Origin of the sequence: Shewanella cyperi, from assembly GCF_017354985.1 — a bacterium.
Taxonomy (GTDB): Bacteria; Pseudomonadota; Gammaproteobacteria; order Enterobacterales; family Shewanellaceae; genus Shewanella; species Shewanella cyperi.
Window position 1 is genome coordinate 3,015,001 of record NZ_CP071501.1, and the last position, 24,488, is coordinate 3,039,488.

Below are 24,488 nucleotides of genomic sequence, written 5' to 3' on the forward strand. Positions count from 1 at the left end.
AAATTCACTCTGGGTATTGGTCAATCTGGCGACCCGTCCATCCAGTCCGTCACAGAGCATGGCGACAAACACCGCCACGGCCGCAGATTCAAAATGCCCATTCATCGAGGCTATAACGGCATAAAAGCCGGAAAACAATCCAGCGGTCGTAAACAGGTTGGGCAATAAATAGATGCCGCGATTTTTTACTGTAGGCTTGTCGAGATTTTTCATACACTGGCACTAAATGGGCTAAGATCGCCAACAAGATAGCATATTTTTGCCACGGACCAATGCCGGCCCAAAGGAGAGTGAATTCCATGTTTGCCAGAACCCCCATCGCCTTGCTGTTGCTTTCAATGTTATCTGGAGCAACCTGGGCTACCACTATTTATACCTGGGTTGATGAGAAAGGTGTCACCCATTACAGCGAGCAACCGCCCACCGAAGAACAGACGGGCGCCAAGACCCTGTACAGCGAAGACATAGAGCCGGGCAAGGTCGGCTCGGTGGCACCCAAGGCGCGTGAACGCAAACCCGAAATGACCGAAGACGAGAAAAAGGCCGCCATACTCAAGATACAAAATGAGGAAAAAGCCAAGGAAGTTTGTGAGGATGCCAAGCGCAGGCTGGATATATTGACCAGTTACGCCAGGATACGCCAAACCAAAGAGGGCAGTGACGAACCTGTAGTGCTGTCGGAAGAAGAAAAACAGCAAGCCACGGCCGAGACCCGTAAAACCATCGAGTTGTATTGCAAGGAATAAGCCCCCTAATCTGGGGCTAAGCCGAACTAAGATAAAAAAGGGGAGCCAAGCTCCCCTTCTTCTTATTCACTACAGCATTATTGCAGGAATATCAGCTCGGAATCCTGACAATCCACTTCAATGGTTTTGCCCGGCACGAACTCCCCTCGCAGTAAACGTTGCGCCAGTGGATTCTCAATTTCCTGCTGCAAGGCGCGTTTAAGTGGTCGGGCACCGTAGACAGGGTCGAAACCGGCACGGGCAATATAAGCCAGGGCTTCTTCGGTCAGGTGGAGATCAAATTCTTTCTCCAACAGGCGCCGACGCAGTGATTCAATCTGGATAGCGGCAATATTTTTGATATGGGCCGCATCCAGCGGATGGAATACCACAGTTTCATCAATCCGGTTCAGGAACTCAGGCCTGAAGCTATGTACCACCACATTCATCACTTCCTGCTTCATCTGGGCATAACTCAAACTGCCGAAATGCTCCTGAATGATGTCGGATCCCAGGTTGGAGGTCATGATCACCACGGTATTGCGGAAATCCACGGTACGGCCCTGCCCATCGGTCAGGCGACCGTCGTCCAGCACCTGCAACAGAATATTGAACACATCCGGGTGAGCCTTTTCCACTTCGTCGAGCAGGATCACCGAATAGGGTTTGCGGCGCACCGCCTCGGTCAGATAACCGCCCTCCTCGTAACCCACATAGCCGGGAGGTGCTCCCACCAGACGTGAGACCGAATGTTTCTCCATAAACTCGGACATGTCGATGCGCACCAGGGCCGACTCAGTGTCAAACAGGAACTTGGCCAGTGACTTACAAAGCTCTGTCTTACCCACCCCGGTAGGGCCGAGGAACAGGAAAGAGCCTATGGGTCGGTTGGGATCGGCAAGACCGGCGCGGCTGCGGCGAATGGCATTGGCCACGGCATCCACGGCTTCGTTTTGACCTATCACCCGCTCGTGCAGGGCTTTTTCCATTTGCAGCAATTTTTCCCGCTCACCTTCCAACATTTTCGCGACCGGGATACCGGTAGCCTTTGACAGCACCTCGGCAATTTCTATGTCGGTGACCTTGTTGCGCAGCAAGCGCATGTCCTGCATTTCTGCCTGGGATGCCAAATCCAGCTGCTTTTCCAGTTCGGGGATGCGGCCGTATTGCAGCTCAGACATCCGGGCCAGATCGCTGGCGCGGCGGGCCACTTCCAGATCCAAACGGGCCTGTTCCAGATCCGCCTTGATATGTTGGGTGCCGGCCAGGGCCGCTTTTTCCGTATGCCAAATCTCATTCAGTTCGGCAGATTTGGCCTCGAGCTCCTCCAGCTCATGGCGCAAATGCTCCAGACGCTTGCGACTGGCTTCATCATTTTCCTTGGCGAGTGCCTGCTCCTCCAGCTTGAGCTGTATGGTGCGACGCTCCAATTTATCCAGGGGTTCTGGTTTGGAGTCGATCTGCAGTCGTATACTGGAAGCGGCCTCGTCAATCAGATCTATGGCCTTGTCCGGCAACTTGCGGTCGGAGATGTAGCGATGGGACATGGTCGCTGCCGCTACTATGGCCGGATCTGTGATTTCCACATGGTGATGCAGCTCGTAGCGCTCCTTGAGGCCACGCAATATGGCTATGGTATCTTCGACGCTGGGCTCATCCACCAGCACCTTCTGGAAACGACGCTCAAGAGCGGCATCTTTTTCTATATATTGACGGTATTCATCCAGGGTGGTGGCACCGACACAGTGCAAATCGCCCCTTGCCAGGGCCGGTTTGAGCATGTTGCCGGCATCCATTGCACCTTCGCTCTTGCCAGCCCCCACCATGGTGTGCAGCTCATCAATAAAGAGGATCACCTGCCCCTCTTCCTGGGCCAGCTCGTTGAGCACCGCCTTGAGTCTTTCCTCGAACTCGCCGCGGTATTTGGCACCGGCCACCAGGGCCCCCATGTCGAGGGACAGCACCCGTTTATTCTTGATACCCTCGGGTACCTCACCATTGACTATCCGCTGCGCCAGCCCTTCAACAATGGCGGTCTTACCGACACCGGGTTCGCCAATCAGCACTGGATTGTTCTTACTGCGGCGCTGCAATACCTGCACAGTACGGCGGATTTCATCATCGCGGCCAATTACCGGGTCCAAACGGCCCTGTTCGGCGCGCTCGGTCAAATCAACTGTGTATTTTTTCAGTGCCTGGCGATTGTCCTCGGCATTGGGATCGTCCACATTCTGGCCGCCACGCAGTTGTTCTATGGTTTTTTCCAGCAGTTCCTTGGTGGCACCGGCCTGTTTCAATATCTGGGCCAGGGTGTCACCGCTCTCCAGCGCTGCCAATACAAACAATTCGCTGGAGATGTACTTGTCCTTGCGCTTTTGCGCCAGCTTGTCGCACAGATTCAGCAGGCGGATCAGGGCCTGGGACAATTGCACATCACCACCGGTGCCTTCAACCTGGGGCAAACGCTCCAGCTCCTGGCTGAGCAGTGAACGCAAGTTGCTGACGCGGATCCCTGCCTGGGTCAGCAAAGGATGGATAGAGCCCGAATCCTGGTTGAGCAGGGCCATCATCAGGTGCACGGGTTCAATGAATTGATGATCGCGTCCCAGTGCCAGCGATTGGGCATCGGATATCGCCATCTGGAATTTGTTGGTCATACGATCGAGTCGCATAGCGCCTCCTTAAAAGCACCAAGAGGAAATCTCAAGTTACTTAAAAGATGGGGATGACGACGCTTTTTTCAAGTGGTCGGAAATTAATCGCGCCAGATTAGTGAGGCCATGCGGCCGGTAACGCCATCGCGGCGATAGGAGAAATACCCGGTCTGCCTGAAGGTACATTGGCGGGCATGGAACTGCCACTCAACCCCGAGAGCCCGGAGCCGTCTGTCGGCCAGGCGATAGAGATCGGCAAGGTACTTTCCCGCCCCATGGGGACGAAAACAATCGCCGCAATCCGAGTCCTGCTCGAGAAATGCAAGACGCACCTCGGCACCTACTTCGAAGGCATCCGGGCCAATGGCCGGGCCAAGATAGGCCGTGATGTTCTTGCCTTTGGCGTGAAAACGAGCCACCGCGGCTTCGATAACACCATCACAAAGACCGCGCCATCCTGCGTGTACGGCGGCTATCTCCTGGCCATCGTCGCTGGTCAGCAGCACAGGCAAACAATCGGCGGTCATGACCACACATACCTTGCCAGCTTGATTGCTGTAACTGGCATCAGCCTGTTTTGAGTCCGTATCCGTCACCAAAGCCAGATCCAGTACCCGGGTACCGTGCACCTGCTCCAGCCAAACGGGCTCGGAAGGTAAAGCAAGGGACTCACACAGCAAGGCCCTGTTGGCCAACACCTTTGCTTCGTCATCGCCCACATGCAGCCCCAGATTGAGGCTGTCAAAGGGCGCTGCGCTCACCCCGCCATGTCTGTCTGTCATGGCGATGTGAACACCGGCAGGTGTGGGCCAATCGGGCCGGAACACTTACAGGTACTCCAGCGGGTGCTCTTCGGTGTCTTTACGCAACGCCTTGGTCAACAGCACCATGTCTTCCGGAATAGGCGCCTGCCAGCTCATGACTTCGAGAGTCACGGGATGCACCAGCTCCAGCTTGACCGCATGCAAGGCCTGACGGTTGAAGCCCTTGAGAATTTCGAAGAACTCTGGGCTTGCTCCCTTGGGGGGCTTGGGACGGCCGCCATACACGGGATCACCCACCAACACGTGACCTATATGGGCCATGTGCACGCGGATCTGGTGGGTACGACCGGTTTCCAGACGCAAACGCACACGGGTATGGGCACGGAATTTCTCCGCCACCCGGTAGTGGGTTACTGAGGGACGACCACTGTGATGCACCGCCATATGGGTACGCTTGGTGGGATGACGTCCAATGGGCTCATCAACGGTACCGCCGGCAGTCATGGTGCCCAGCACTATGGCCTCGTATTCGCGGGTAATTTCCCTGGCCTGCAGCGCCGCGACCAGATGAGTTTGAGCCTCGACCGTTTTCGCCACCACCATCAAGCCGGTGGTGTCTTTATCCAGACGATGCACAATACCGGCGCGGGGCACATGCTCTATATCAGGGCAATGATGCAACAGCGCATTCATCAGGGTACCATCGGCATTGCCGGCACCGGGATGCACCACCAAGCCGGCAGGCTTGTTGATCACCAATATATGATCGTCTTCATAGACTATATCGAGATCTATGGCTTCGGCCTGGGCACTGACCTCTTCTTCCAGGGTGGCTTCGATCTCAATGATCTGGGACTCCAGCACCTTCTCCCTTGGCTTGGTTACGGCTACGCCATCAACGTATACTGCGCCGGACAGGATCCATTCTTTGATCCGTGTGCGCGAATAATCAGGGAACAACTCGGCCACGGCCTGATCCAATCTCAGCCCGGTTAGTGTTGCTGAAATCTCGCTTTTTAGATTAATCTCTTGAGTCATATGAACCGTACCCCGGATTTGGGGTCCAAAGTGGTGTGCTATTTGTTACAATCGGATGTTTTCCATTTTATAGTGAAATGGAGAAATTCTTAACTACAACTTCAAAAGAATTGAATTCAAGTATGTCTAAATTTGCCAAAGGCACCGCAGTTGCCTTGCTAACCCTGGCCCTCGGCGCCTGTAGCAGTACCGGAAGTGAAGAAGATCTGGTGCTCAATCAAAAGTCTCCCGACGCACTTTATACCCAGGCCCGTACCTCAATGGAACTTGGCAATTATGCAAAGGCGGTAAAGTCCCTGGAGGCTTTGGACTCGCGTTTTCCTTTTGGCCCGCACAAAACCCAGGTGCAGCTGGATCTGATCTACGCCTACTATAAGTTGGATGACGCCGCTCAGGGACTGGCCAACATAGACCGTTTTATTCGTCTCAATCCAACCCATCCCGACATTGACTACGTCTTCTATATGCGTGGTTTGATGAACATGCAGGCCGATCGTTACTTCTTCCATGAATTGATGAACATCGATCGTACCGACAGGGATCCGCAAAATGCCATCAGCGCCTTCAAGGATTTCGACAAGCTGATAAAAAGCTACCCCAACAGCAAATATGCCGCTGATGCCCGCAAACGCATGCAATATTTGAAAAACCGCTTGGCGCAATATTCAGTCCAGGTGGCGGAATACTATATCAAGATGAATGCCTGGAGTGCGGCAGCCGTCAGGGCCCAAAGTGTGATGGAAACCTATTCAGGCACCCCCGCCACCGAGCGCGCCCTGGAAATCATGGCCCAGGCCTACGATGAGTTGGGGCAAAATCAACTTAAACAGCATGTGATGATGGTGATGCAAGCCAACTTCCCCAACAACGAAATGCTGCAACACTGATAAAAAGTAAACGCCCCGCACTGCGGGGCGTTTACTTTTCAGCCAATCGAATTTAGTGCAAACCGCTGTCCATGTTCTTCCCTCCAGCAAGCGGTCAAAAAACACCCGCAAACGCGGCGCTGTCCGCAATCCTGTTGCCGATATCCTCCGCCGCAGCTCCCGGAGAACAGGCAAAAATGAACACAAAAAATACAGCAAACCCGCAGTCACAGGGGGGTTCGGGCAAATCTTATCCAATCGATACAGTTTTTGAGACATTCCTCAGAAAAGAGTTGACTCAAAACCGCAAAAGCTATTTAATGCACCCCGTCGCCCGAATAGCTCAGTTGGTAGAGCAGCGGATTGAAAATCCGCGTGTCCCTGGTTCGATTCCGGGTTCGGGCACCACCTTCAACTTAAGGTGCTCAGGCGACTGGGAAAAATTGCAAAGCAGTACAGGGCAGGTGTGGTGGAATTGGTAGACACGCCAGCTTCAGGTGCTGGTGCCCTTACGGGCGTGGAAGTTCAAGTCTTCTCACCTGTACCACTTTGCGATTGATAGTTAGCTGTACGATAGACTCATTGTGCAGGTGTGGTGGAATTGGTAGACACGCCAGCTTCAGGTGCTGGTGCCCTTACGGGCGTGGAAGTTCAAGTCTTCTCACCTGTACCAATTAACACAAAGAGTCTAAAAAAATACAGTGCAGGTGTGGTGGAATTGGTAGACACGCCAGCTTCAGGTGCTGGTGCTCTTACGAGCGTGGAAGTTCAAGTCTTCTCACCTGTACCAAACAAATAAGCCTCGCAATGCGAGGTTTTTTTGTATCTGAAATTCCCTTCGTTTTCTCCGCCCGGGCAAGGCTCTCAGGCAAAAGACTCATCCTTTGCTATAACTGTTATTTATACAGCCGCTAATGGACTACCTGTTTTTGGAAAGGATGGGCTGGTCACTCGTTGAGGCCATTCTCATGCTCAATCTACAAATCAAACAGAAAATGCTGCTGGGGTTTGTCATGCCCTTGGTGCTGCTCATCTGCATTTGCATCATGGCGTTTCAGATGATGGGCGAAATCAACCGCGGTGTAGTCAGCATTTACAATGACAGAGTGGTACCACTGCAGGATCTGAAACTGATTGGCGACGACTACGCGGTATTTGTTATCGATGCCATCAATAAGGTCAATGTGGGTGAGTTCAGCGCCGAAGAGGCTGTCGAGGCACTGAAAACGGCCGAAAACAACATCAATGAGCGTTGGACCAAATACATGGCCACCGAGCTCACTCGGGAAGAGTCTATGTTGGCCAACGATGCCCAGCGACTCTTTATCCCTGCCAATGATTACATAGATAAGCTTACCGACCGTCTCGGTAGCCTGAGGGGAAATGTCAGCGGCCAGCTGACCCAGGACATAGCTCCGCTGTACCACGTAATAGATCCCATCAGCGGCAAAATTGCCGATTTGGTGACCCTGCAGCTGACAGTAGCAGCGGAGGAAAGAGACAAGGTCGAGGGCATCTACGACAGTTCTGTATTCTGGTTTACCAGTCTGGCGACCCTGGCCGTGCTCGGCAGCGCCCTGCTCGGCGTCTGGGTCAATCGCAGTGTGATGCTGCCTATTACCGATATCCTCGGCAAGTTGAAAACCATTCGCCAAAAGTCCGATTTAACCCTGCAATTCAAAGTATTCAACCAGGATGAGCTGGGGCAGATATCATCTAATCTGACCGACGTCATCAATCATTTGCGTGGCATATTGCAGTCCATCGCCATCGCCGCCAACACCATCAATGAGTCAGCCGATAATCTGAATCTGTTTGCCGCCCAAACCAGCGAGCGCATGAGCCAGCAGCAAGCCGAAACCGAGCAGACCGCCACCGCCATGCATGAAATGACCACCACGGTATCGGAAGTGGCCCAAAGCACCAACGCCGCCGCAGACTCCGCCCGGGCCGCCGATGCCAGTGCCGCATCGGGCAATCGCATTGTGCTGGAGTCCATTGACAGCATGTCGTCACTGTCTCGGCAGATCCAATCCACCTCGGAAGTCATCACCCAATTAGCCCTGGAAAGTCAGAACATAGGCCGGGTTCTGGATGTCATCAAAAACATCGCCGAACAAACCAACCTGCTGGCGCTTAACGCCGCCATTGAAGCAGCCCGCGCCGGTGAACAGGGGCGGGGCTTTGCCGTGGTGGCCGATGAGGTCCGAACCCTGGCACAACGTACCGCCGAGTCCACCCGGGAAATTGAGACCATGATAGATGGCCTGCAACATGGGGTTCAGGAGGCGGTCAGCGCCATGGCCACGGGTATGGCGCAAGTGGAAGCCGCCAACAGCAAGGCCAATATGGCCGGCGAAGCGCTCAAAGAAATTGTCAGTGCCGTGGAAAATATCTCGCAACTGAACATCCATATAGCCACCGCCGCTGAGGAGCAGAGCAGCGTCGCCGAAAGCATCAATCAAAGCATCATCAATATCAGCGATATAGCCCAGAGCTCCAGCAGCGCCACCAACCAGCTTACCGTCTCGGTTCGGCAACTGGCCAGCCTCGCCGGCGATATGCGAAAACAGGTTGCCGCCTTTACGCTTTAACCCTCAACTGCCAAAGTAAAAGGGCCCGAAAGGGCCCTTTTTACTGTTGCCATGCCTCAGCTTACGGACTTGACCAGCTTTGCCGCCTGCATATAGCGTAGCGACAGGCGGTTGCGGCCCTCGGACTTGGCGATATAAAGCTGCTTGTCGGCCATGGCCAACATGTCATGCCAGCTCACCCCTACAAACTGCGGGTGAAAATGCTCGTAAAATATGCCACCAATACTCACAGTCATCAGACCATACTGCCCCTTGGGGTGAACTATCTGTAGCTCCCTCACCCGCTCCAGCATGCGGTTGGCCAGACGTTCCATCTGCTGCAAATTGTCACCATGGATCACCACGCAAAACTCCTCGCCACCGAAACGGGTCACCAGCTCACCACGGCGACGGCATTCAATCAGCAGCGCCTGGGCTATGGTCAGCAGGGCCTTATCCCCCTCTGTGTGTCCCAGGCTGTCGTTGTAACTCTTGAACTCATCCAAATCCAGCATCAGGAAACCTATGGTGCCCTTCCCCGCCAGCCACTCCTCATGGGCCCGGGAGGCGAAGGCTTCTAGTCCCCGACGGTTGGCAATCCCGGTCAGGGGATCCTGCAATGACAGGGATTCAAGATAGTTTTGGTGCCGCTCCAACATGTCGGCCAATTGGTTGAAGGACTGGGCGACCCGGGAGATCTCCTCGATAAAGAATTGCGGCTTCATCTTGATAAGCCGGCCCCTGGACGTCATCTTCACCAGCACCCGGTTAATGGCTCGCAAAGGATTCAATATCACCAGGGTGATAGGCAAAAGACCACAGAGAAAAACGCTGATAAAGGTGAAGAAAATCAATGAGGCCTCTTTGGAAAAGAAAGCCGGTTCCTCGGACTTTTTATGCCTGAGTGTCAATACCATAGCCGGTTGTCCAAGCACATCATTCAACAACCAGGTATGGCTGGCACGGATCTCCATTATGCGCGAATCTTCTGTTAGCAGTGGCAGATGCTTGTGCAACCTGGGTTGCGCCAAGTCGAGACTGAAGTCCACCAGGGTCAAACGTTGCAACTCGTCGGTCAGGCTCGGCTTAATCGCCCGGATCACCATAAAACTGCCAACCACTGGGCCGTCACCATTGGATGGCAGCACGGCGGCGTTACTGAACAACACCACTTTATTGCCCGAACGTAACAGTCCGGTGCGGGTGCTGGGACGGGCACTTGCCACCTCTTCAGCCGACGGCAACAAACCACCAAGCCACTGTGGATGGGTTTCTATGTCCTTGGGCAAAGGCGCCGGGATACCCTGGTACTGCCAAATCACCTTGCCCCGGGGGTCAAACAACATGGCAGCATCTATATCCGCCACGGAGAAGGCTGCCGGATAAAGGTTTGATTCAATAAAGGTGTCGGAGGGCTGGCGAATGAAGTCGACCATTTCATCCCAGACAGCGTAGTCAAAAGCAAATGTCTTAAGGGGCCGCTTATAAAAATCCAGCCCTGCGGTCAGGGCCCGAACTTCCATCTGCTGCTGATCGCGAATTTCCTTTACCAACTCGGGGCGCAGGAAAACCCCGAATAACACAAAGGCGGTCAAGCTGGACAACAGGGTCAAGCCACCGATAAGCAATAAGGAAAAGTGGTTTAGTTTCATGGCGCCGCCCCCGCCCGATCTTATTTACAGCTTAGTCCGTGGCGCCCGTGGAAGCGCTAAAATCCAATAAAAAACGGCACCCTTGGGTGCCGCTGGTCAATTTCAGGTTCTGAACTGGCTGACAGCCTTTTGCAGCAGTGCCGCCCTGTCCCTGACCTCATCTGAAGCCTTGGCATTGTTCATGGCGGCTTCGGAAGACATTTCGGCTATATCGCGGATGATCACCACATTTTTATTGACCTCTGCGGCCACCGAACTCTGCTCTTCAATGGCGGCCGCGATCTGGGTGCTCATATCCATGATGTTGGTGACATCCTGGTTAATCTGCTCCAACAGGGCTCCGGCGCTGGCGGCCTGCTCCGCACTCTCGGTGCCCTGACGCTGGCTGGCCTCCATCAATTGCACTATGGAACGGGTACGGCTCTGCAGGGTTTGAATAATACCGGCAATTTCCTCGGTAGACTCCTGGGTGCGCATCGCCAAGCTGCGAACCTCATCGGCCACCACAGCAAAGCCCCGCCCCTGTTCACCGGCGCGGGCCGCCTCAATGGCCGCGTTAAGCGCCAGCAGGTTGGTCTGTTCGGCAATGCCTCGGATCACGTCCAGCACACTGCCTATGGTACTGCTGTCACGCTCAAGCTCCGCCACCACCTTGGCCGATTCGTTAAGCTGCCTGGCCAGCGACTGGATCTTGTCTATGGTCTGCACCACCTCACGTTGGCCACTCTGAGCATTTTCATGGGTATGACCGGCGCGCTCGGCTGCCAGCTCGGTATTCTTGGCAATCTCGTCTATGGTGGCGCCCATTTCGGTAATGGCGGTGGCCACCATATCGGTTTCATTCAACTGCCGCATCACCCCGTCTGATGCCGCGGCGGCATTGCTCGACAGTGAGGTGCAGGATTGATTCACTATGGCAACTGACTCAACGACCTGATCAATAAGCTTACGGATAATATCGAGCATTTCATTGAAATGAACCGCAATCTCAGCCATTTCATCACCACCAGACTCATCGCAGCGGCGGGTGAGATCTTTGTTGCGGCCGATTTCAGTGATCACCTGATTGATTCGGGTCACAGGGGTAATAACGCTTTGGATGATTCGGTAAGTGGTCACAGCTACTATGACCAGTATGAGGCCAAAAATCACAAATCCCCACCGCACGGCACTTTGCTTGGCCGCAGCAATTTCGGCTGAGGCTAATTGGCCCAATTCAGTGCTGGCCGCTTCGGCGCGGGACACCGCTGCACGCAGCTTGCCTATGGCGCCATCCTCTTTACCCAAGCCAAAGGCTTGTTCCTTATTAACCAGAGCCTTAAAGTCCCTCTGGTAGTTGCCCATCAACTCCCGAATTCGACTCTCCACGTCCCCTTCCAAACCTGCAGCGCTAAGCGTCTGATTAAACTTGGCTACGTTGGAGTCAAACTTATCCATATAGGACATATCACGGCGTAACATGAAGTCCTTCTCATTGCGGCGCAATTGCAGCATGGCCGCCAGCAATTCGGGGCGGTTATGCTCTTCCACCAAAGATTCAACATCGTGCACCGCCTGACGCAGATTGCCGTAGAGCCCGGTCTTTGGAGTCAGGCCAATTTCCTGCTGCAGTGCCACTACTTGCTTGAAGGTGGCCAGATATTCGTCAATGGCGTGCTCAAAACTGTCGATGGCGCTGCGTGGCATCCTGTATTCCAGGAATTTCTCCTCTACCTGCTCCAGTTTTTGTTGCAGCTCAGCACCGTGACGAGCGTGGTCTTCCACATATTTCAAATCCAGGCGACTGAGAAAATCCTTTTCATCCTTGCGCAATATCAGAATGTCCTTTTCCAACTCAATAACTTGTTGTGCAGCCTCAGCCAATTCTTCCTGCTGGCCTCCGGCGTACAATTGCAGGCCGAGCATGGCGACCAGGGCGGCCACGGATAAGGTGGCACTTAACAACAATTTCTGGCGAATGAGCATTCTGGCTTCTCCGGACGGTTTTTCTAGGTGGCGTTATGCCTTTATTAAAGATAGTCATTTCAGGGCATTTGGGCAGACTACAACAAAAAACAAGGTTCCCAACGAAGGGAATAAGTCTTTTGTGATAGCTGACATGCTTTTGTCAGACAAAACTATCACGCAAGTTATTCTTTTTTACAGTTTTTAACTATTCCGGAATGAAATTTTTCTGTCACATACCGGATTTTGAAATTTACAGGCAATTTGTATACATTATCCTAAAGCTAATTATGGAGTGACAGATGCAGATATTCAGTGCCGCCGAGGTTCATCAACAACTTAATTTTCCTTTGCTGATTGCCAACCTGAAGCAAGCCTTTGCCAACAGCGTGGACCTGCCAAGACGTCAGGTGTATCCGCTGCAACAGGGTAAGCCGGATGCCTTTGCCCTGCTGCCGGCCTGGGATAATCAGGGCATAGCGGTCAAAGCCTTTACCTATATGCCTGATAACCCGAAAAAAGATCCGGCCCTGGCCAGCCTGTACTCGCAAATATTGCTGTTTGATCGCCACACAGGTCAGCCCCAGGCGTTGATAGATGGCACCAGTGTCACCTACTGGCGCACCGCCGCGGTCTCGGCGTTGGCGGCCAGTTTCCTCGCCCGTCAGGATGCCAAACGTCTGCTGCTGCTCGGCACCGGGAATCTGGCCCCCTTTATGGCCCTGGCCCACGCCAGTGTGCGACCGCTGACCGAGATCCGTATCTGGGGACGGCGCCCCGAAGCGGTGGCCGAGGTCATCAGGAATGTCGCCAGGGAAAGACCGGATCTGCACCTGAGTCCTGCGGGCGACCTTGCCGAGGAAGTGCCTCAGGCTGATATCATCAGCTGCGCCACCGGAGCCCACGAACCGCTGTTTAACGGTGAATGGGTCAGTCCCGGCAGTCATTGCGATCTGGTCGGCAATCACCACAAAGACGGCCGCGAATGCGACAGTCAGCTGGTGCTGAATTCCAGCGTTTATGTTGATAGCCGCACCAATGTGCTGCATGAAGCGGGTGAACTACTGATCCCCATGGCCGAAGGACTTATCAGTGAATCCCATGTGCTGGGTGAACTGGCAGATCTTTGCCGCGGCACCGCCATAGGACGCAAACATCCCCAAGAGCGCACCCTGTTCAAGAGCGTCGGCTCCGCCCTGGCCGACCTTGCCGCTGCCCGCACAGTGTTCAATGGAACGGGAAATTAAAAATATTCGCACCGGGTTTAAACCTTTTAGTGTTATCAATCTGTCTTAAGGATTAATTGCATAACCGACATGGAAACTCCGGTGTGAATATGCCCCTCGACAACCCCGCCCTGGCGATCACGGATCCGCAACTGGCCCACCAGGCGGCCGGAGGCGATCGCCAGGCCTTCGAGACCCTGTATCAGCGCCATCACCTGCGGGTGTACGCCCTGGCATTGCGACTGTGCGGCAACCGCCATTGTGCCGAAGATGTCACCCAGGCCAGCTTTATCCGTGCCTGGCATAAACTGGCCCAGTTCCGCGGCGACAGCCAGTTTGGTACCTGGTTGCACAGTCTCACCGTCAATGTGGCCATGAATCATTTGAAACAGCAACGCAGTTTCTGGAGTCGCTTCCGGCCGCTGGATGATGCGGAAACAACTCACTTCGCCGCTGCAGAACATAAGCCTTTGGAACACAAGGATCTGGATACCCTGCTGCTGCGTCTGCCCGAACGGGCACGGGTGGTGTTCGTGCTCTGCGCCATTGAAGGCTACCAACACGACGAGGTCGGCCGCTTGCTGAACATAGCCACTGGCACCAGCAAGGCCCAATATCACAGGGCCAAAACCCTGCTCAAGGAGATGTTGTCATGACTGTTAACGACAAAGATCCTCTGGATACCCTGTTGGAAAAGCTGCCGCGGGAATTGGCACCCGAGCGGGATCTCTGGCCCGGTATCTCAGCCCGCCTGGATAAGCCCCTGCCCCACAAAGGTCACGGTAAGGGCTTCCTGGCCGCAGCGGCCACAGTGCTGCTGGCGCTGGTGCTCTATGGTCAATGGCCCGCTGAGCGAAGCGATGAAGAGCAAGTGGCCCTGCAAACCCTGATCGAGGGCATAGCCCTGCGTCACCAACAGGATGTTGCCGCCATGCAAAACGGCCAATGGCAAACCGTGGGCTGGCAGCAACCTTTGAATGATGGCCTGGATGAACTGAGGCGAGCTGCCGAGGAGATACGTCAGGCACTCAAACAGCACCCCACCGACAAACAACTGTGGCAACTGTGGCTTTGGACCCAGCGCCGCGAAATTGAGTTATTGAAACAAAGCCAGCGCCTGCCGCAAACAGGCCAGCCACAAGGAGAGAGTATATGAAATTGACCCACAGCACCCTGGCCCTGTTATTGGCGATTGTGCCGCAATTGCAGGCCGCAGAAAAAGTGGATCGCACCATCAAGGTCGACAGCAAGCCCAAAGTGGAACTGGAAGTCCCCCGCGGCGAAGTTAACCTCGTCAGCTGGAATAAGTCCGAGGTGCGGGTGGAAGGTACCCTGGACGAGGAAAGCGAGGGCCTGGAACTGGAACAGCGTGATGGCGTGGTGCATATCAGGGACAAGGCCAATCTGCACCGCAAGCATCACAATGATAACAAGGATGGATCCAAGCTGACCCTGTATCTGCCAAAGGAATTGAGCCTCAGTGCCGAGGGGGTCGCCACCGATTACCGCCTCAAGGATTTCAGCGGCAAGCTGGAACTGTCGAGCGTCAGCGGCAATATACAATCAGAGTCCTTAAGCGGTGAGGTTGCCCTCAATACAGTGTCCGGCGACATAAAGGCCAAGGCGCTCAAGGGCGAGCTGTATTTGATTACCGTCTCCGGTGCCATCACGGATGAGGACAGCAGCGGCGAGGTGAATTACCAACTGGTCAGCGGCGATCTCAAGGGCATAAGCCAAGGCAAAAAAATCACCATTGAGCAGGTCTCAGGTGAAGTGAAGTTTGCCCTGCCCAAGGCCGAACAATTGCGCTTCAATACCGTCAGTGGCGACAGTCAGTTGCGGGTGCCCGGAAAATTGGATGCAAGACTTGAAAGCGTCAGCGGCGATCTTGAGCTGAGCTTTGATGGCAAGGCCGACAGCCGTTTCAGTATCAATGGTGGTCCCAGTGGCGATATTCACAACAAGCTCAGTGGCGACAAGCCGGCCAAGCCCAAATACGGTCGCGGCAGCAAACTCGAGTTCAGTGCCGGCAGCGGTGCGGGCAGGATAGACATCTCCACCATCAGCGGCGATATCACCCTGAAACAATAAGCCAATCAACAGCAACAGGCCGCTTAATGCGGCCTTTTCATTTACCAGGTCTCGGAAGCCAGGTTCGGCGCCAATGAGCTCCGGCAGGTCCAAAGCCGCTGTTTATGTAGCTCCCGCATGTTGGCAACTTGAATTGTGCAGTTCACGCAGTCGGGCCTATGTCATTAATTATCATGACCTTCACTTTATTCCGATGGTTCACTCCAGGCTTGTGTTCCATGCCTGCAACAGCGGTGTCATTGACCTGCCCCGGCTGTCGGTATGCTGTTGCAAATTCGTACAAAAAACAAGCCTTAGTTCAAGGATATGCACACAGAAATGCGCTAAGATTTTGGCTCGAAGACAGATACCGCCCTATGCTTGCTCGGGTTCCAGGAGTACCACAGGTGAAAATCAGCGCATTTATTTTGGCTATATTACTCTTGGCATCCCAAGCCACGGCCAAGGAATATCTGACCCTGCTCGCCTGGGAAGGTTATGTATCAAAAGACGATTTAATAACTATTAATCATGAGCTTGAACGCAGACACATACCCTACAGCATCAGACTGCATCCAGAAAATGCCTCCAATGCCGAACAGATGTATGATTTGCTGCGGACGGCCCAGATAGATATTGCTTTTGTCACCCTGTCCTTCTTCAAGGGCTATCAGGGAGACTTCTTCAAGGTACTGCAGCCCATTAACAGTCAGTCACCGGCCTTGACCCAATACCAGGCCATCAGTGCTCAATTGACACATCTGCCGGATGGCAGCGCAGACGGCAAGCCCTATTACATTCCTTTCGCCCAGGGAAGCTATGGCTTTTATCTGAACCGCAACCGTTATCCCGAGTTGAAGGCCCCCGCGAGCGTGGCGGAACTCTGGTCTGAAGACTATCGAGGCAAATTCAGCCTCTGCCGGGCACAACCCATTTACAACATGGGACTGACCTTGCAGTCGCTGGGGCTGAGCCCATTGGCCCTGAACCAAGCCTATGCCGATGGCGGACGGGATCAGGTGTTGAGCATGGCTAAAGAGGGCACAGTCATAGACCAGCAATTTCATCGTCTCTATGCCCAGGCCGGCGCCTTTTGGGATGACAGCCCCAATCTTGACCAGCCAGGCATAGCCATAGTCAGCAGTTGGGGACCGGAAATGGCGGCGGCCCGCAATCGTGGTGAACAGTGGGAAAAAATACAATTTAAGGAAGGCGACATGACCTGGCTTGATACCCTGGCCTTTTCCCGTCGTCTCAAGGCGGGAAAATTGTTGGCGGCAGAAATCGCGGCCAACTACTTTATCTCCCCAGAGTATCAGGCCGGCTTGGCACAAGCCCTGAACCTGAACTCGGTACTGACGCAAGCCCCCGAGCCCACAGAGGCAGCCGCAATACTTGTCCCGGCTGCGCCCAATGTGGTCAACAATTTTATCGATATTCGCGCTGGTGCAGCACTGCGGCAGACGCTTAAGCAGTAAACCCAGACAATCGCATCAACCAACAGAGGCTATTTCGACAGCGGTCAAATAGCGCCACTCGCCGGGAGCCAGGTCCGGGTCAAGTTCTATGGTCCCTATGGCTTCCCGATGCAGCTTCACCACCTTGTTGCCCACAGCGGCGAACATACGCTTAACCTGATGGTATTTACCCTCGGTGATGGTCAATCTGGCCTGGTGACTGTCAATCAATTCCAGCAATGCCGGCTTGGTGGGGCCATCTTCATTTCTTAACTCTATGCCTGCGGCAAAGGTTTCGATGAGGCTTGCATCAAGGGGATCGGCCAGTTGCACCAGGTAGCGTTTACCGCACTCTTTCTTGGGTGAAGTCACCTTGTGGGACCACTGGCCATCATCTGTTATCAGCACCAATCCCGTGGTATCCACATCCAGTCGCCCGGCAATGTGCAGTTTATCGGGGCGGGGAATGTTCAAGGCGGAAATAACCGACGGATAATGCTCATCCACTGTGGAGCAAATTGTGTCCACGGGTTTATTCAGCATCAGGTAACGTACTCCCACCAGCGCCACCTGCTCACCATCCAGACACACCCGGGTATCGGCCGTGACCTTGAATGCCGGGTCTTTCACCATCACGCCATCACAGGTGACTTCCCCTGCATGCATGGCCTTTTTGGCAATCGAACGGCTAAGCCCCGTGGCCTCGGCCAAAAATTTATCCAAACGCACGGAAACTCCAGTCAAAATAGGTTGCAGGGGCGACATTATGAGCCGAGATTGGCCAATTGGCAAAACCGTAATCTTTGCTTACAACTGACACCATTTGATACAGAGGAAAAACCGCTGCAAGCCTTGTGTCCTCTGGGCTGTTGCATTTAACATATCCGTTACTTCGCCCGGGTAATTGCCTGGGTTACAGGCAGTTATGCGGTATCGCCGCCGACCTTGAACGTCAAATTAATTCACAAAGGATAGACAATGAAAAAAGTACTTATCGGGGGATTGTGCGCCTCGCTGATAGCAGGTCTTGCAGCCTGTAATGATAATGCTGCCACGACCAGTAAGGCTCCGGAAAGTGCCAAGACAGCCGCAGCTGCTGCCGTGGCCCAGGCCCTGGGTTCAGGCATAGAGTTCGCCAACTTCGACAAGACAGTGCGCCCACAGGATGATTTCTACAGCTATGTGAACGGCACCTGGGAAAAGAACACCGACATCCCGGCCGATCGCACCAGCGTCGGCGCTTTCTATGATTTGCGTGAGCAATCCAAGGACAACGTCAAGGCCATCATTGAAGAAACCGCTGCCACACCAAACCTGGCCATGGGCACCGACGAGCAGAAAGTGGCTGACCTGTACCGCTCCTTCATGGACACCGAGACCCTGAACAAGCTGGGTGTCAGCCCTATCAAGGGTGAACTGGATGCCATCGAAGCCATTGCCAGCAAGGACGACCTGATAAAGTACTTTGCCCACAGCCAAATGATCGGCGGTGGCACCCCAATGGCCTTCTACATAGACGTGGATGCCAAAAATTCCAGCCGCTACGCCACTCACATTTGGCAATACGGTCTGAGCCTGCCGGAGAAGGATTACTACTTCAACCAGGACGAGCGTTTCCAGAAAATCCGCGCGGCCTTCGTAGCCCACATCGAAAAGATGTATGAGCTGGCGGGTCTGCCAAACGGTAAGGCCGCCGCTGAAACCGTGATGGCTTTGGAAACCGCCATCGCCGAGAAACACTGGGATGTAGTGGAAGTGCGTGACAGCACCAAGACCTACAACCTGTACCAATTGACCGACTTGCCAGCCCTGGCACCGGACATCAACTGGTCCCTGTACCTGGGTACCCTGGGCGCAGACAAGCAGGCCGACATCATCATCAACCAGCCAAGCTTTGTGCAGGGTCTGGGCGAGCTGGTGAAAAGCCAGGATCTTGCCAACTGGAAGACCTACATGCAGTGGCAGACCCTGACCCATTTCGCCGGAGATCTGAGCGATGCCCTGGACAAGGAAAACTTTGAGTTCTTTGCCAAAACCCTCAACGGCCAGGCCGAACCCGAGCCACGTTGGAAACGCGGTGTCGCCAAGGTTAACCAGCTGCTGGGTGAAGTGGTTGGCAAGGTATATGTAAAACATCACTTTGCTCCGGAAGCCAAGGCTCGCATGCAACAACTGGTTGAAAACCTGCGTGGCGCCTACGCAGACAGCATTGACGAGCTGAGCTGGATGAGCACAGATACCAAGGCCGCCGCCAAGGACAAACTGACCAAGTTCAATCCCAAAATCGGTTACCCCAACAAGTGGCAAGACTACAGCAAGCTGGACATCAAGGGCGATGATCTGGTGGGTAACGTGATGCGTGCCGCCGTGGTTGAACATAACCGTGGTCTGGACAAACTGGGTGCGCCTATCGATCGCGACGAGTGGCATATGACACCACAAACAGTGAACGCCTACTACAACCCCACCATGAACGAGATTGTGTTCCCTGCAGCCATACTGCAGCCACCTTTCTTCAACATGGAAGCCGATGATGCGGTCAACTATGGCGGTATCGGTGCCGTTATTGGCCACGAAATGGGCCATGGCTTCGACGACCAAGGCGCCAAGTTCGATGGTGAAGGCAATATGCGTGACTGGTGGACAGAGCAGGATCTGAAAGAGTTTGCCGCCCGCGGCAAGGCGCTGGTCGAACAGTACAACGGCTATGCCGTGTTTGACGATCTGAACGTAAACGGTGAACTGACCCTGGGTGAAAACATCGGCGACCTGTCCGGTATCACCATAGCCTACAAGGCGTACAAAAAGTCGCTCAACGGCAAGGAAGCACCTGTTATCGACGGTTTGACCGGCGACGAGCGCTTCTTCATCGGTTTCACCCAAATTTGGCGTGGCAAGATGAAAGAAGAGGCCCTGCGTAACCGTGTGGCCACAGATCCTCATTCACCCGGTAAGTTCCGTGCTTTAGGCTCTCTGTCCAACATGCCGGAATTCTACAACACCTTCGGTGTGAAAGAGTCCGATGCCATGTACATAGCACCTGAAAAGCGCGTGAAGATCTGGTAAGGATTTTTCACGACCAAGGGCACCTCAGGGTGCCCTTTCTATTTGGGTCACACGCGGTTATTGCCAGCACAGACAAAGCCGCTATACTCCAGCCCCAGAATCACAGGCCGGGAGCCGAAGATGCATGAACTGATAGACCAATTGCAGGAACTGAGTGAAACAGTGCCTGTGCCGCTGGAGCTGCCCAGCTTTGAGCAACTGGTGGAGATAGAGGAACAAATCCTGATCCCCCTGCCGGTTGAACTGAAAGAGTATTTGTTGCACGCCAGCGATGTGATTGTCGGTTGTCTGGAGCCGGTGACAGCCGCCGACCCTTTTTCACACACCTACTTACCGGAAGTGACCGCCTACGCCTGGTCCATTGGCCTGCCGCGGGATATGATCCCCATCTGTCAGCTGGGCGACAACTTTTACTGTATCGACCAGGAAGGTCAGGTACACTATTGGGCCCACGGTGACTTTACCGAAGATTATTGGGAATCCTTCTGGGCCTGGACCGAAGACGTCTGGTTACCAAGCTGACATCCGATTGGAAATAAGATAATGGCAAAAGATATCGGCTTGAACGCCGTGGAAATGCAATACCTGCGCCTGTCGCTGGGGCTTACCCAGGCTCAGGTTGCCGACCTCACCCAAACAACTGAGGCAGAGGTACAGGCCTGGGAAGCAGCGTCCGCTGACGCCCCCGAATTGGCCCAGAAAAAACTGCTGGATTTGGACGACGTCATTGAAATGCAGGTGCTCAATACCTGTGATGGCATTGAAGCCCTGTTCAAGAAAGAACCCAAACGTCGCCTGGCCTTCGTGGTCTACCCCACTCAGGCCCTGTACCAGCAATATAATCCCGAGTTTCTCGGCACCCTGCCGCTGACCGAGTTGTACAACACTGCGGCCTGGCGCATTAAAAAGGAATGCAAGCTGGTGCTGGAGGTGGACGTCACCCTGGTACCGCTCAATGTGGATTCCTACAAAGCCTTTCGCGAAGCTCAGGGACTGGGTGAAAGCCGCGAAAGCCGCGCCAAATGGGCCGCGGCTCAGCTCTGATCCCCGCCTTTACTGTGCTGAGGCGCTGGTCTTGTCCAGCGCCTTTTTCATTGCAGGACGGGCGCTCAGTCTGTCGCGATATGCCGCAAGTTTGGGCGGAATATCTTGCTCAAATACAGTGGCCCACAAGAGGGTATGGGCTAGCAAAATGTCCGCCACCTGGATCTGCTCCCCCAGCAGAAAGGGGCTGTCAGGCAACCAGTCTTCAGCTATTGCGGCTGCCTTATCAAACTCCCATACCGCGGTTGTCCGCACAGCCGGTACGCGCTGCGCTTCGGGCAGGGCAAACTTGTGCTTACCCATGGTCCACAACGGCTGTTCCAACTCGGTGATGATATAACTTAGCCACTGATAATGACGTGCCGCAGCAGCAGTGCCGGCATCAGGAAGCCACTGGCCGGCACCATATTTCTCCGCCAGATACATCATGATGGCTGCGGACTCGGTCAACACCAATTCACCATCGCGAATGACAGGCACCTTGCCGCAGGGATTGAGCGCCAGAAAGGACTCGGTGCGGTTATCGCCCCTGGCGAAATCGATATAATGAAACTCCCACGGGATCCCAAGCTCCTCCAGTAACCAGGAGATCCGCAATGCCCGACTGCGGGGCGTACCATAAAGCTCAATCATATTTGCCATCCTTTTGCTTAATAAACCATTTGATTAACGCAGAATATCCAAGTCTAGATGAGACAAATAAAAACGGCGCCAAAGGCGCCGTTTTCAGCTTCAGGTAGCGCGTTAGAAGTTCACCTGTACCTTGGTATAGATGTAACGACCCATTGGGTTATGCACAGAAATCACATAACCATAGAGATCGGTATCTCCATCACCGATAGCAAATGGTGGCTCCTCATCCAGCAGGTTGTTCACACCCACGGTCCACTTGACAGTGTCGTTGAAGCGGTATGATGCAGAGGCATCCACCAGCACCTGAGAATCAACCATGCGTGACTGATACCAATCGAAGTCCAGAGTGCCATCAAAGTCAATATCCGGTGTATCTTCGAACTCACCAACATAACTGACGTTCAAGTTGGCAGCGAAATTATCCATGGTCCAATTGGATGTGAGCAACCACCTGTTCAGTGGGTACTTGTATTCGCCGGTCCAGTCACGACCATCTTTTTCAAAATTGATCAGATAGCTGTATTCCAAGCCAAACTTGAGGTCACCATAGCTGTCAAGTTCAAAACCATAGTGGGCGGACAAGTCTATGCCTTCCACTTCCTGAGAACTGATATTGATAAAGCTTGAGTGGATCACATCAATTGGCCCCAGAGTTTGGCCTGGTTGAGGTGTCAAGCGTTCACAAATGCTACTGTTCTGGTCGTTACAGTTGGCAGCATAAATCTGGCCTAATGGTTGTTTATCAATCTTGTTGTCTTGAGTAATGCTGTAATAGTCAAGACCTATGTCCATGCGCTGACTTGGTGCCCAAATGACCCCCAGGTTCCAGGTTTTGGACTCTTCGGGATCCAAATCTGAGTTACCGGCAAAGACTGTGTTGTAATCAAGAGCCTTACAATCCACATTGTCTGAAGCACAGCGATAGGAATCGATAAAGAAGCTACTCTCTTCTGAAGGGCCCAAACCTATTTGTGCCAAGGAAGGTGCACGGAAACCAGTTGACCAGGAACCACGGGCAGTAATGTCTTCGGTGACGCCCCATTGGAAGGCAATTTTCGGATTGGTAGTTGAACCAAAGTCGCTGTAATGATCGTAACGACCGGCGACATCTACTTCAAAGTTATCGGCAACAGGAATAGAGAATTCCATGTAAGCCGCCCACTGATCCCTTGATGCCGCAGCAGAAACAGCTTCGGTGCCGAATATCAGCCCACGCTGGAACTGATCATCAGGTACGTCACTGACGTCTTCCTCGCGGTACTCCATACCCGCAGCCAGCATGATGTCCCGGTCACCTATTGTGAAGGCCTGACCTGTGATACTGGCATCATAAGAAGTCATATGCGACGTACCCTGACGCACCAGGCTGGTGGTGATGGCATCAATCACTTCAGGGGAGTTAATGGTGCCACCAAAGGGGTTGTAGCGACCGGCATCAATTTCAGCCTGAAGGAAGTCTACACGCACCCAACCCTGACTGCGGTCGCCTGTTTGGGTGGACTCACTGCGCCCCTTCTGAGCGGACACTTCCCAGTCCCACTCGTTCAGGGTGCCACGAAGGCCAAGCACCATACGCATGGTATCGGACTCGATATCCCAACGACGTGGGCCCGCATCTACTGTACGGAAACGACCAATGTCGATATCCATTCCAAACGGATTATTGGGATGTGAGCCGGGCACTGTCAGACCTGCATCTTCATCCAATGGCGTCGCTGCGCCGCCGGCCTTGGAGGTATTGTGTTGAGCAGCCAGCTCCATAAAGCCGGTCACATCATCACTGAAATGATATTCAAATTGACCTATAGCCCCGACACGCTCCGCCTCAGGGATAACCAGGTTGTATGGGCCGTAATCAAACACGCAAACTTCATCGTCAACATTTTGATTTGGCGGACATGCAGGGTCGATCGTAATCTCGCCATCAACATAGAAATACCCGGGGAAGCCGCGGGAAGAACGGAAATCTTCACCACCATAGGGGCTTTGATTGGCTGTACCAAAACGGCCCAGCTCATCGGCTCCTAAAGTACTGTTTTTGAAGTAGTCAACAATGACCGAAGCACTGCCTTTTTCAGACTTGGTACCCCAAACCATGCTGGCGGTTTTTTCATCATAACTTGTGCCTGAAGCCTCACCATAGCCCAGGTTAATTTCCAGGCCCTCAATGTCTTTTTTGAGGATGATGTTCACCACGCCGGCGATGGCATCGGAGCCATAAATGGCCGAGGCGCCGTCTTTCAGAATATCGATACGCTCAATGGCAGATACCGGGATGTTGTTGATATCAACAAAAGAATTGGTAATACCTTCGGCAAAAGAACTGATTGTTGCACGACGACCGTTAATCAGTACCAGGGTCGCATCAGGGCCAAGGCCACGCAAACTGATAGAGGCGGCGCCGTTGGCAGTGGAATCCTGACTGTTACCTCTGGTAGAGAAGGCTCCTGAACCGTTGGCGGGCATGCGCTCCAGCAACTGTTGCAGGTTGTCGAAGCCCATGTTGGCAATGTCGTCTTTGTCGATTGACTGGATAGGAGAAGGACCTTCGATATCGGTACGCTTGATGCGAGAACCGGTCACTTCGATACGTTCAACCTTGGCACCATCATCCGCAGCAAACACCATTGAGGGCATGGCAAATGCGACGGCCAGTGCGCAGGCACTTGGCATTAACAGAGGTCTTTTCATGATCTTCCCTAACTGAATTGATTATTGTTTTATTCGCCGAAGTACAGCATGCTGCCGCCGACGATTGTTGATTTGCACCTCTAAG

Annotated in this window: 20 protein-coding genes and 4 tRNA genes (1 of these 24 running past the window's edge); 15 read left to right on the forward strand and 9 right to left on the reverse strand. The window is 53.7% G+C overall.

What is annotated here, in order from left to right:
* On the reverse strand, positions 1-213 hold the start of the coding sequence (gene pssA, locus JYB84_RS13240; RefSeq protein ID WP_207320514.1) for a CDP-diacylglycerol--serine O-phosphatidyltransferase. The gene continues 639 nt to the left of window position 1, outside the view; only the first 213 of its 852 coding nucleotides appear in the window; the start codon lies at positions 211-213; the stop codon falls past the left edge of the window.
* Positions 214-299: 86 nt separating this feature from the next.
* Here pssA and JYB84_RS13245 point away from each other — a divergent pair, with 86 nt between their 5' ends.
* Positions 300-746 (forward strand): DUF4124 domain-containing protein, encoded by a 447-nt coding sequence (locus JYB84_RS13245; protein WP_207320515.1) that lies wholly within the window; start codon positions 300-302, stop codon positions 744-746.
* Positions 747-823: 77 nt separating this feature from the next.
* On the opposite strand, the gene clpB is transcribed toward JYB84_RS13245, so the two are convergent.
* The 3 genes from clpB to rluD form a co-directional block, all read right to left on the reverse strand.
* Positions 824-3,397: an ATP-dependent chaperone ClpB gene (gene clpB / locus JYB84_RS13250; protein WP_207320516.1), complete on the reverse strand. Its 2,574-nt coding sequence runs from the start codon at positions 3,395-3,397 to the stop codon at positions 824-826.
* Between the two features lie 83 nt (positions 3,398-3,480).
* A complete protein-coding gene (pgeF, locus tag JYB84_RS13255) occupies positions 3,481-4,206 on the reverse strand; it encodes a peptidoglycan editing factor PgeF (protein WP_207320517.1) in 726 nt (241 codons plus the stop codon).
* The gene (gene rluD, locus JYB84_RS13260) at positions 4,207-5,181 is read right to left on the reverse strand and encodes a 23S rRNA pseudouridine(1911/1915/1917) synthase RluD (protein WP_207320518.1); all 975 of its coding nucleotides are present in this window, start codon (positions 5,179-5,181) and stop codon (positions 4,207-4,209) included.
* A gap of 122 nt (positions 5,182-5,303) precedes the next feature.
* Here rluD and JYB84_RS13265 point away from each other — a divergent pair, with 122 nt between their 5' ends.
* From JYB84_RS13265 to JYB84_RS13290, 6 genes are all read left to right on the forward strand, one after another.
* Positions 5,304-6,068 carry an outer membrane protein assembly factor BamD gene (locus JYB84_RS13265; protein ID WP_207320519.1) on the forward strand — a complete coding sequence of 255 codons (765 nt, stop codon included), beginning with the start codon at positions 5,304-5,306 and terminating at the stop codon, positions 6,066-6,068.
* A gap of 311 nt (positions 6,069-6,379) precedes the next feature.
* Positions 6,380-6,455, forward strand: a tRNA-Phe gene (locus tag JYB84_RS13270).
* A 52-nt stretch (positions 6,456-6,507) separates the two neighbouring features.
* A tRNA-Leu gene (locus tag JYB84_RS13275) sits at positions 6,508-6,594 on the forward strand.
* A gap of 39 nt (positions 6,595-6,633) precedes the next feature.
* Positions 6,634-6,720 (forward strand) — tRNA-Leu (locus tag JYB84_RS13280).
* A 30-nt stretch (positions 6,721-6,750) separates the two neighbouring features.
* Positions 6,751-6,837 (forward strand) — tRNA-Leu (locus tag JYB84_RS13285).
* Between the two features lie 178 nt (positions 6,838-7,015).
* Entirely contained in the window at positions 7,016-8,641 is a 1,626-nt protein-coding gene (locus tag JYB84_RS13290; protein ID WP_207323227.1) for a methyl-accepting chemotaxis protein, read from the forward strand.
* Between the two features lie 56 nt (positions 8,642-8,697).
* Here JYB84_RS13290 and JYB84_RS13295 read toward each other — a convergent pair whose 3' ends face one another.
* Both JYB84_RS13295 and JYB84_RS13300 read right to left on the reverse strand, forming a co-directional pair.
* Positions 8,698-10,272, reverse strand: coding sequence for a sensor domain-containing diguanylate cyclase (locus tag JYB84_RS13295; RefSeq protein WP_207320520.1), 1,575 nt, complete (start codon positions 10,270-10,272; stop codon positions 8,698-8,700).
* Positions 10,273-10,374: 102 nt separating this feature from the next.
* Positions 10,375-12,237: a methyl-accepting chemotaxis protein gene (locus tag JYB84_RS13300; protein WP_207320521.1), complete on the reverse strand. Its 1,863-nt coding sequence runs from the start codon at positions 12,235-12,237 to the stop codon at positions 10,375-10,377.
* A gap of 281 nt (positions 12,238-12,518) precedes the next feature.
* On the opposite strand from JYB84_RS13300, the gene lhpI reads away from it, so the two are divergent.
* The 5 genes from lhpI to JYB84_RS13325 all read left to right on the forward strand — a co-directional run bounded on the left by lhpI (position 12,519) and on the right by JYB84_RS13325 (position 16,990).
* The gene (gene lhpI, locus JYB84_RS13305; protein WP_207320522.1) at positions 12,519-13,463 is read left to right on the forward strand and encodes a bifunctional Delta(1)-pyrroline-2-carboxylate/Delta(1)-piperideine-2-carboxylate reductase; all 945 of its coding nucleotides are present in this window, start codon (positions 12,519-12,521) and stop codon (positions 13,461-13,463) included.
* Between the two features lie 89 nt (positions 13,464-13,552).
* Entirely contained in the window at positions 13,553-14,098 is a 546-nt protein-coding gene (locus JYB84_RS13310; RefSeq protein WP_207323228.1) for an RNA polymerase sigma factor, read from the forward strand.
* Positions 14,095-14,598 (forward strand): hypothetical protein, encoded by a 504-nt coding sequence (locus tag JYB84_RS13315; RefSeq protein WP_207320523.1) that lies wholly within the window; start codon positions 14,095-14,097, stop codon positions 14,596-14,598. The genes JYB84_RS13310 and JYB84_RS13315 overlap by 4 nt, the downstream gene beginning before the upstream one ends.
* Entirely contained in the window at positions 14,595-15,533 is a 939-nt protein-coding gene (locus JYB84_RS13320) for a DUF4097 family beta strand repeat-containing protein (protein ID WP_207320524.1), read from the forward strand. Before JYB84_RS13315 ends, JYB84_RS13320 begins: the two co-directional genes overlap by 4 nt.
* A gap of 386 nt (positions 15,534-15,919) precedes the next feature.
* Complete coding sequence (locus JYB84_RS13325; RefSeq protein WP_207320525.1) at positions 15,920-16,990, forward strand: extracellular solute-binding protein; 1,071 nt, start codon at positions 15,920-15,922, stop codon at positions 16,988-16,990.
* Between the two features lie 15 nt (positions 16,991-17,005).
* On the opposite strand, the gene rsuA is transcribed toward JYB84_RS13325, so the two are convergent.
* On the reverse strand, positions 17,006-17,734 hold the full coding sequence (rsuA, locus tag JYB84_RS13330; protein WP_207320526.1) for a 16S rRNA pseudouridine(516) synthase RsuA: 729 nt from the start codon (positions 17,732-17,734) through the stop codon (positions 17,006-17,008).
* A 213-nt stretch (positions 17,735-17,947) separates the two neighbouring features.
* On the opposite strand from rsuA, the gene JYB84_RS13335 reads away from it, so the two are divergent.
* From JYB84_RS13335 to JYB84_RS13345, 3 genes are all read left to right on the forward strand, one after another.
* The gene (locus JYB84_RS13335; protein WP_207320527.1) at positions 17,948-20,035 is read left to right on the forward strand and encodes a M13 family metallopeptidase; all 2,088 of its coding nucleotides are present in this window, start codon (positions 17,948-17,950) and stop codon (positions 20,033-20,035) included.
* A gap of 120 nt (positions 20,036-20,155) precedes the next feature.
* Positions 20,156-20,557, forward strand: coding sequence for an SMI1/KNR4 family protein (locus JYB84_RS13340; RefSeq protein ID WP_207320528.1), 402 nt, complete (start codon positions 20,156-20,158; stop codon positions 20,555-20,557).
* 21 nt (positions 20,558-20,578) lie between these two features.
* Positions 20,579-21,079: a DUF4447 family protein gene (locus JYB84_RS13345; RefSeq protein ID WP_207320529.1), complete on the forward strand. Its 501-nt coding sequence runs from the start codon at positions 20,579-20,581 to the stop codon at positions 21,077-21,079.
* A 9-nt stretch (positions 21,080-21,088) separates the two neighbouring features.
* On the opposite strand, the gene JYB84_RS13350 is transcribed toward JYB84_RS13345, so the two are convergent.
* A complete protein-coding gene (locus JYB84_RS13350; RefSeq protein WP_207320530.1) occupies positions 21,089-21,712 on the reverse strand; it encodes a glutathione S-transferase family protein in 624 nt (207 codons plus the stop codon).
* Between the two features lie 111 nt (positions 21,713-21,823).
* Positions 21,824-24,403: a TonB-dependent receptor gene (locus JYB84_RS13355; RefSeq protein WP_207320531.1), complete on the reverse strand. Its 2,580-nt coding sequence runs from the start codon at positions 24,401-24,403 to the stop codon at positions 21,824-21,826.
* Between the last annotated feature and the right edge of the window lie 85 nt (positions 24,404-24,488).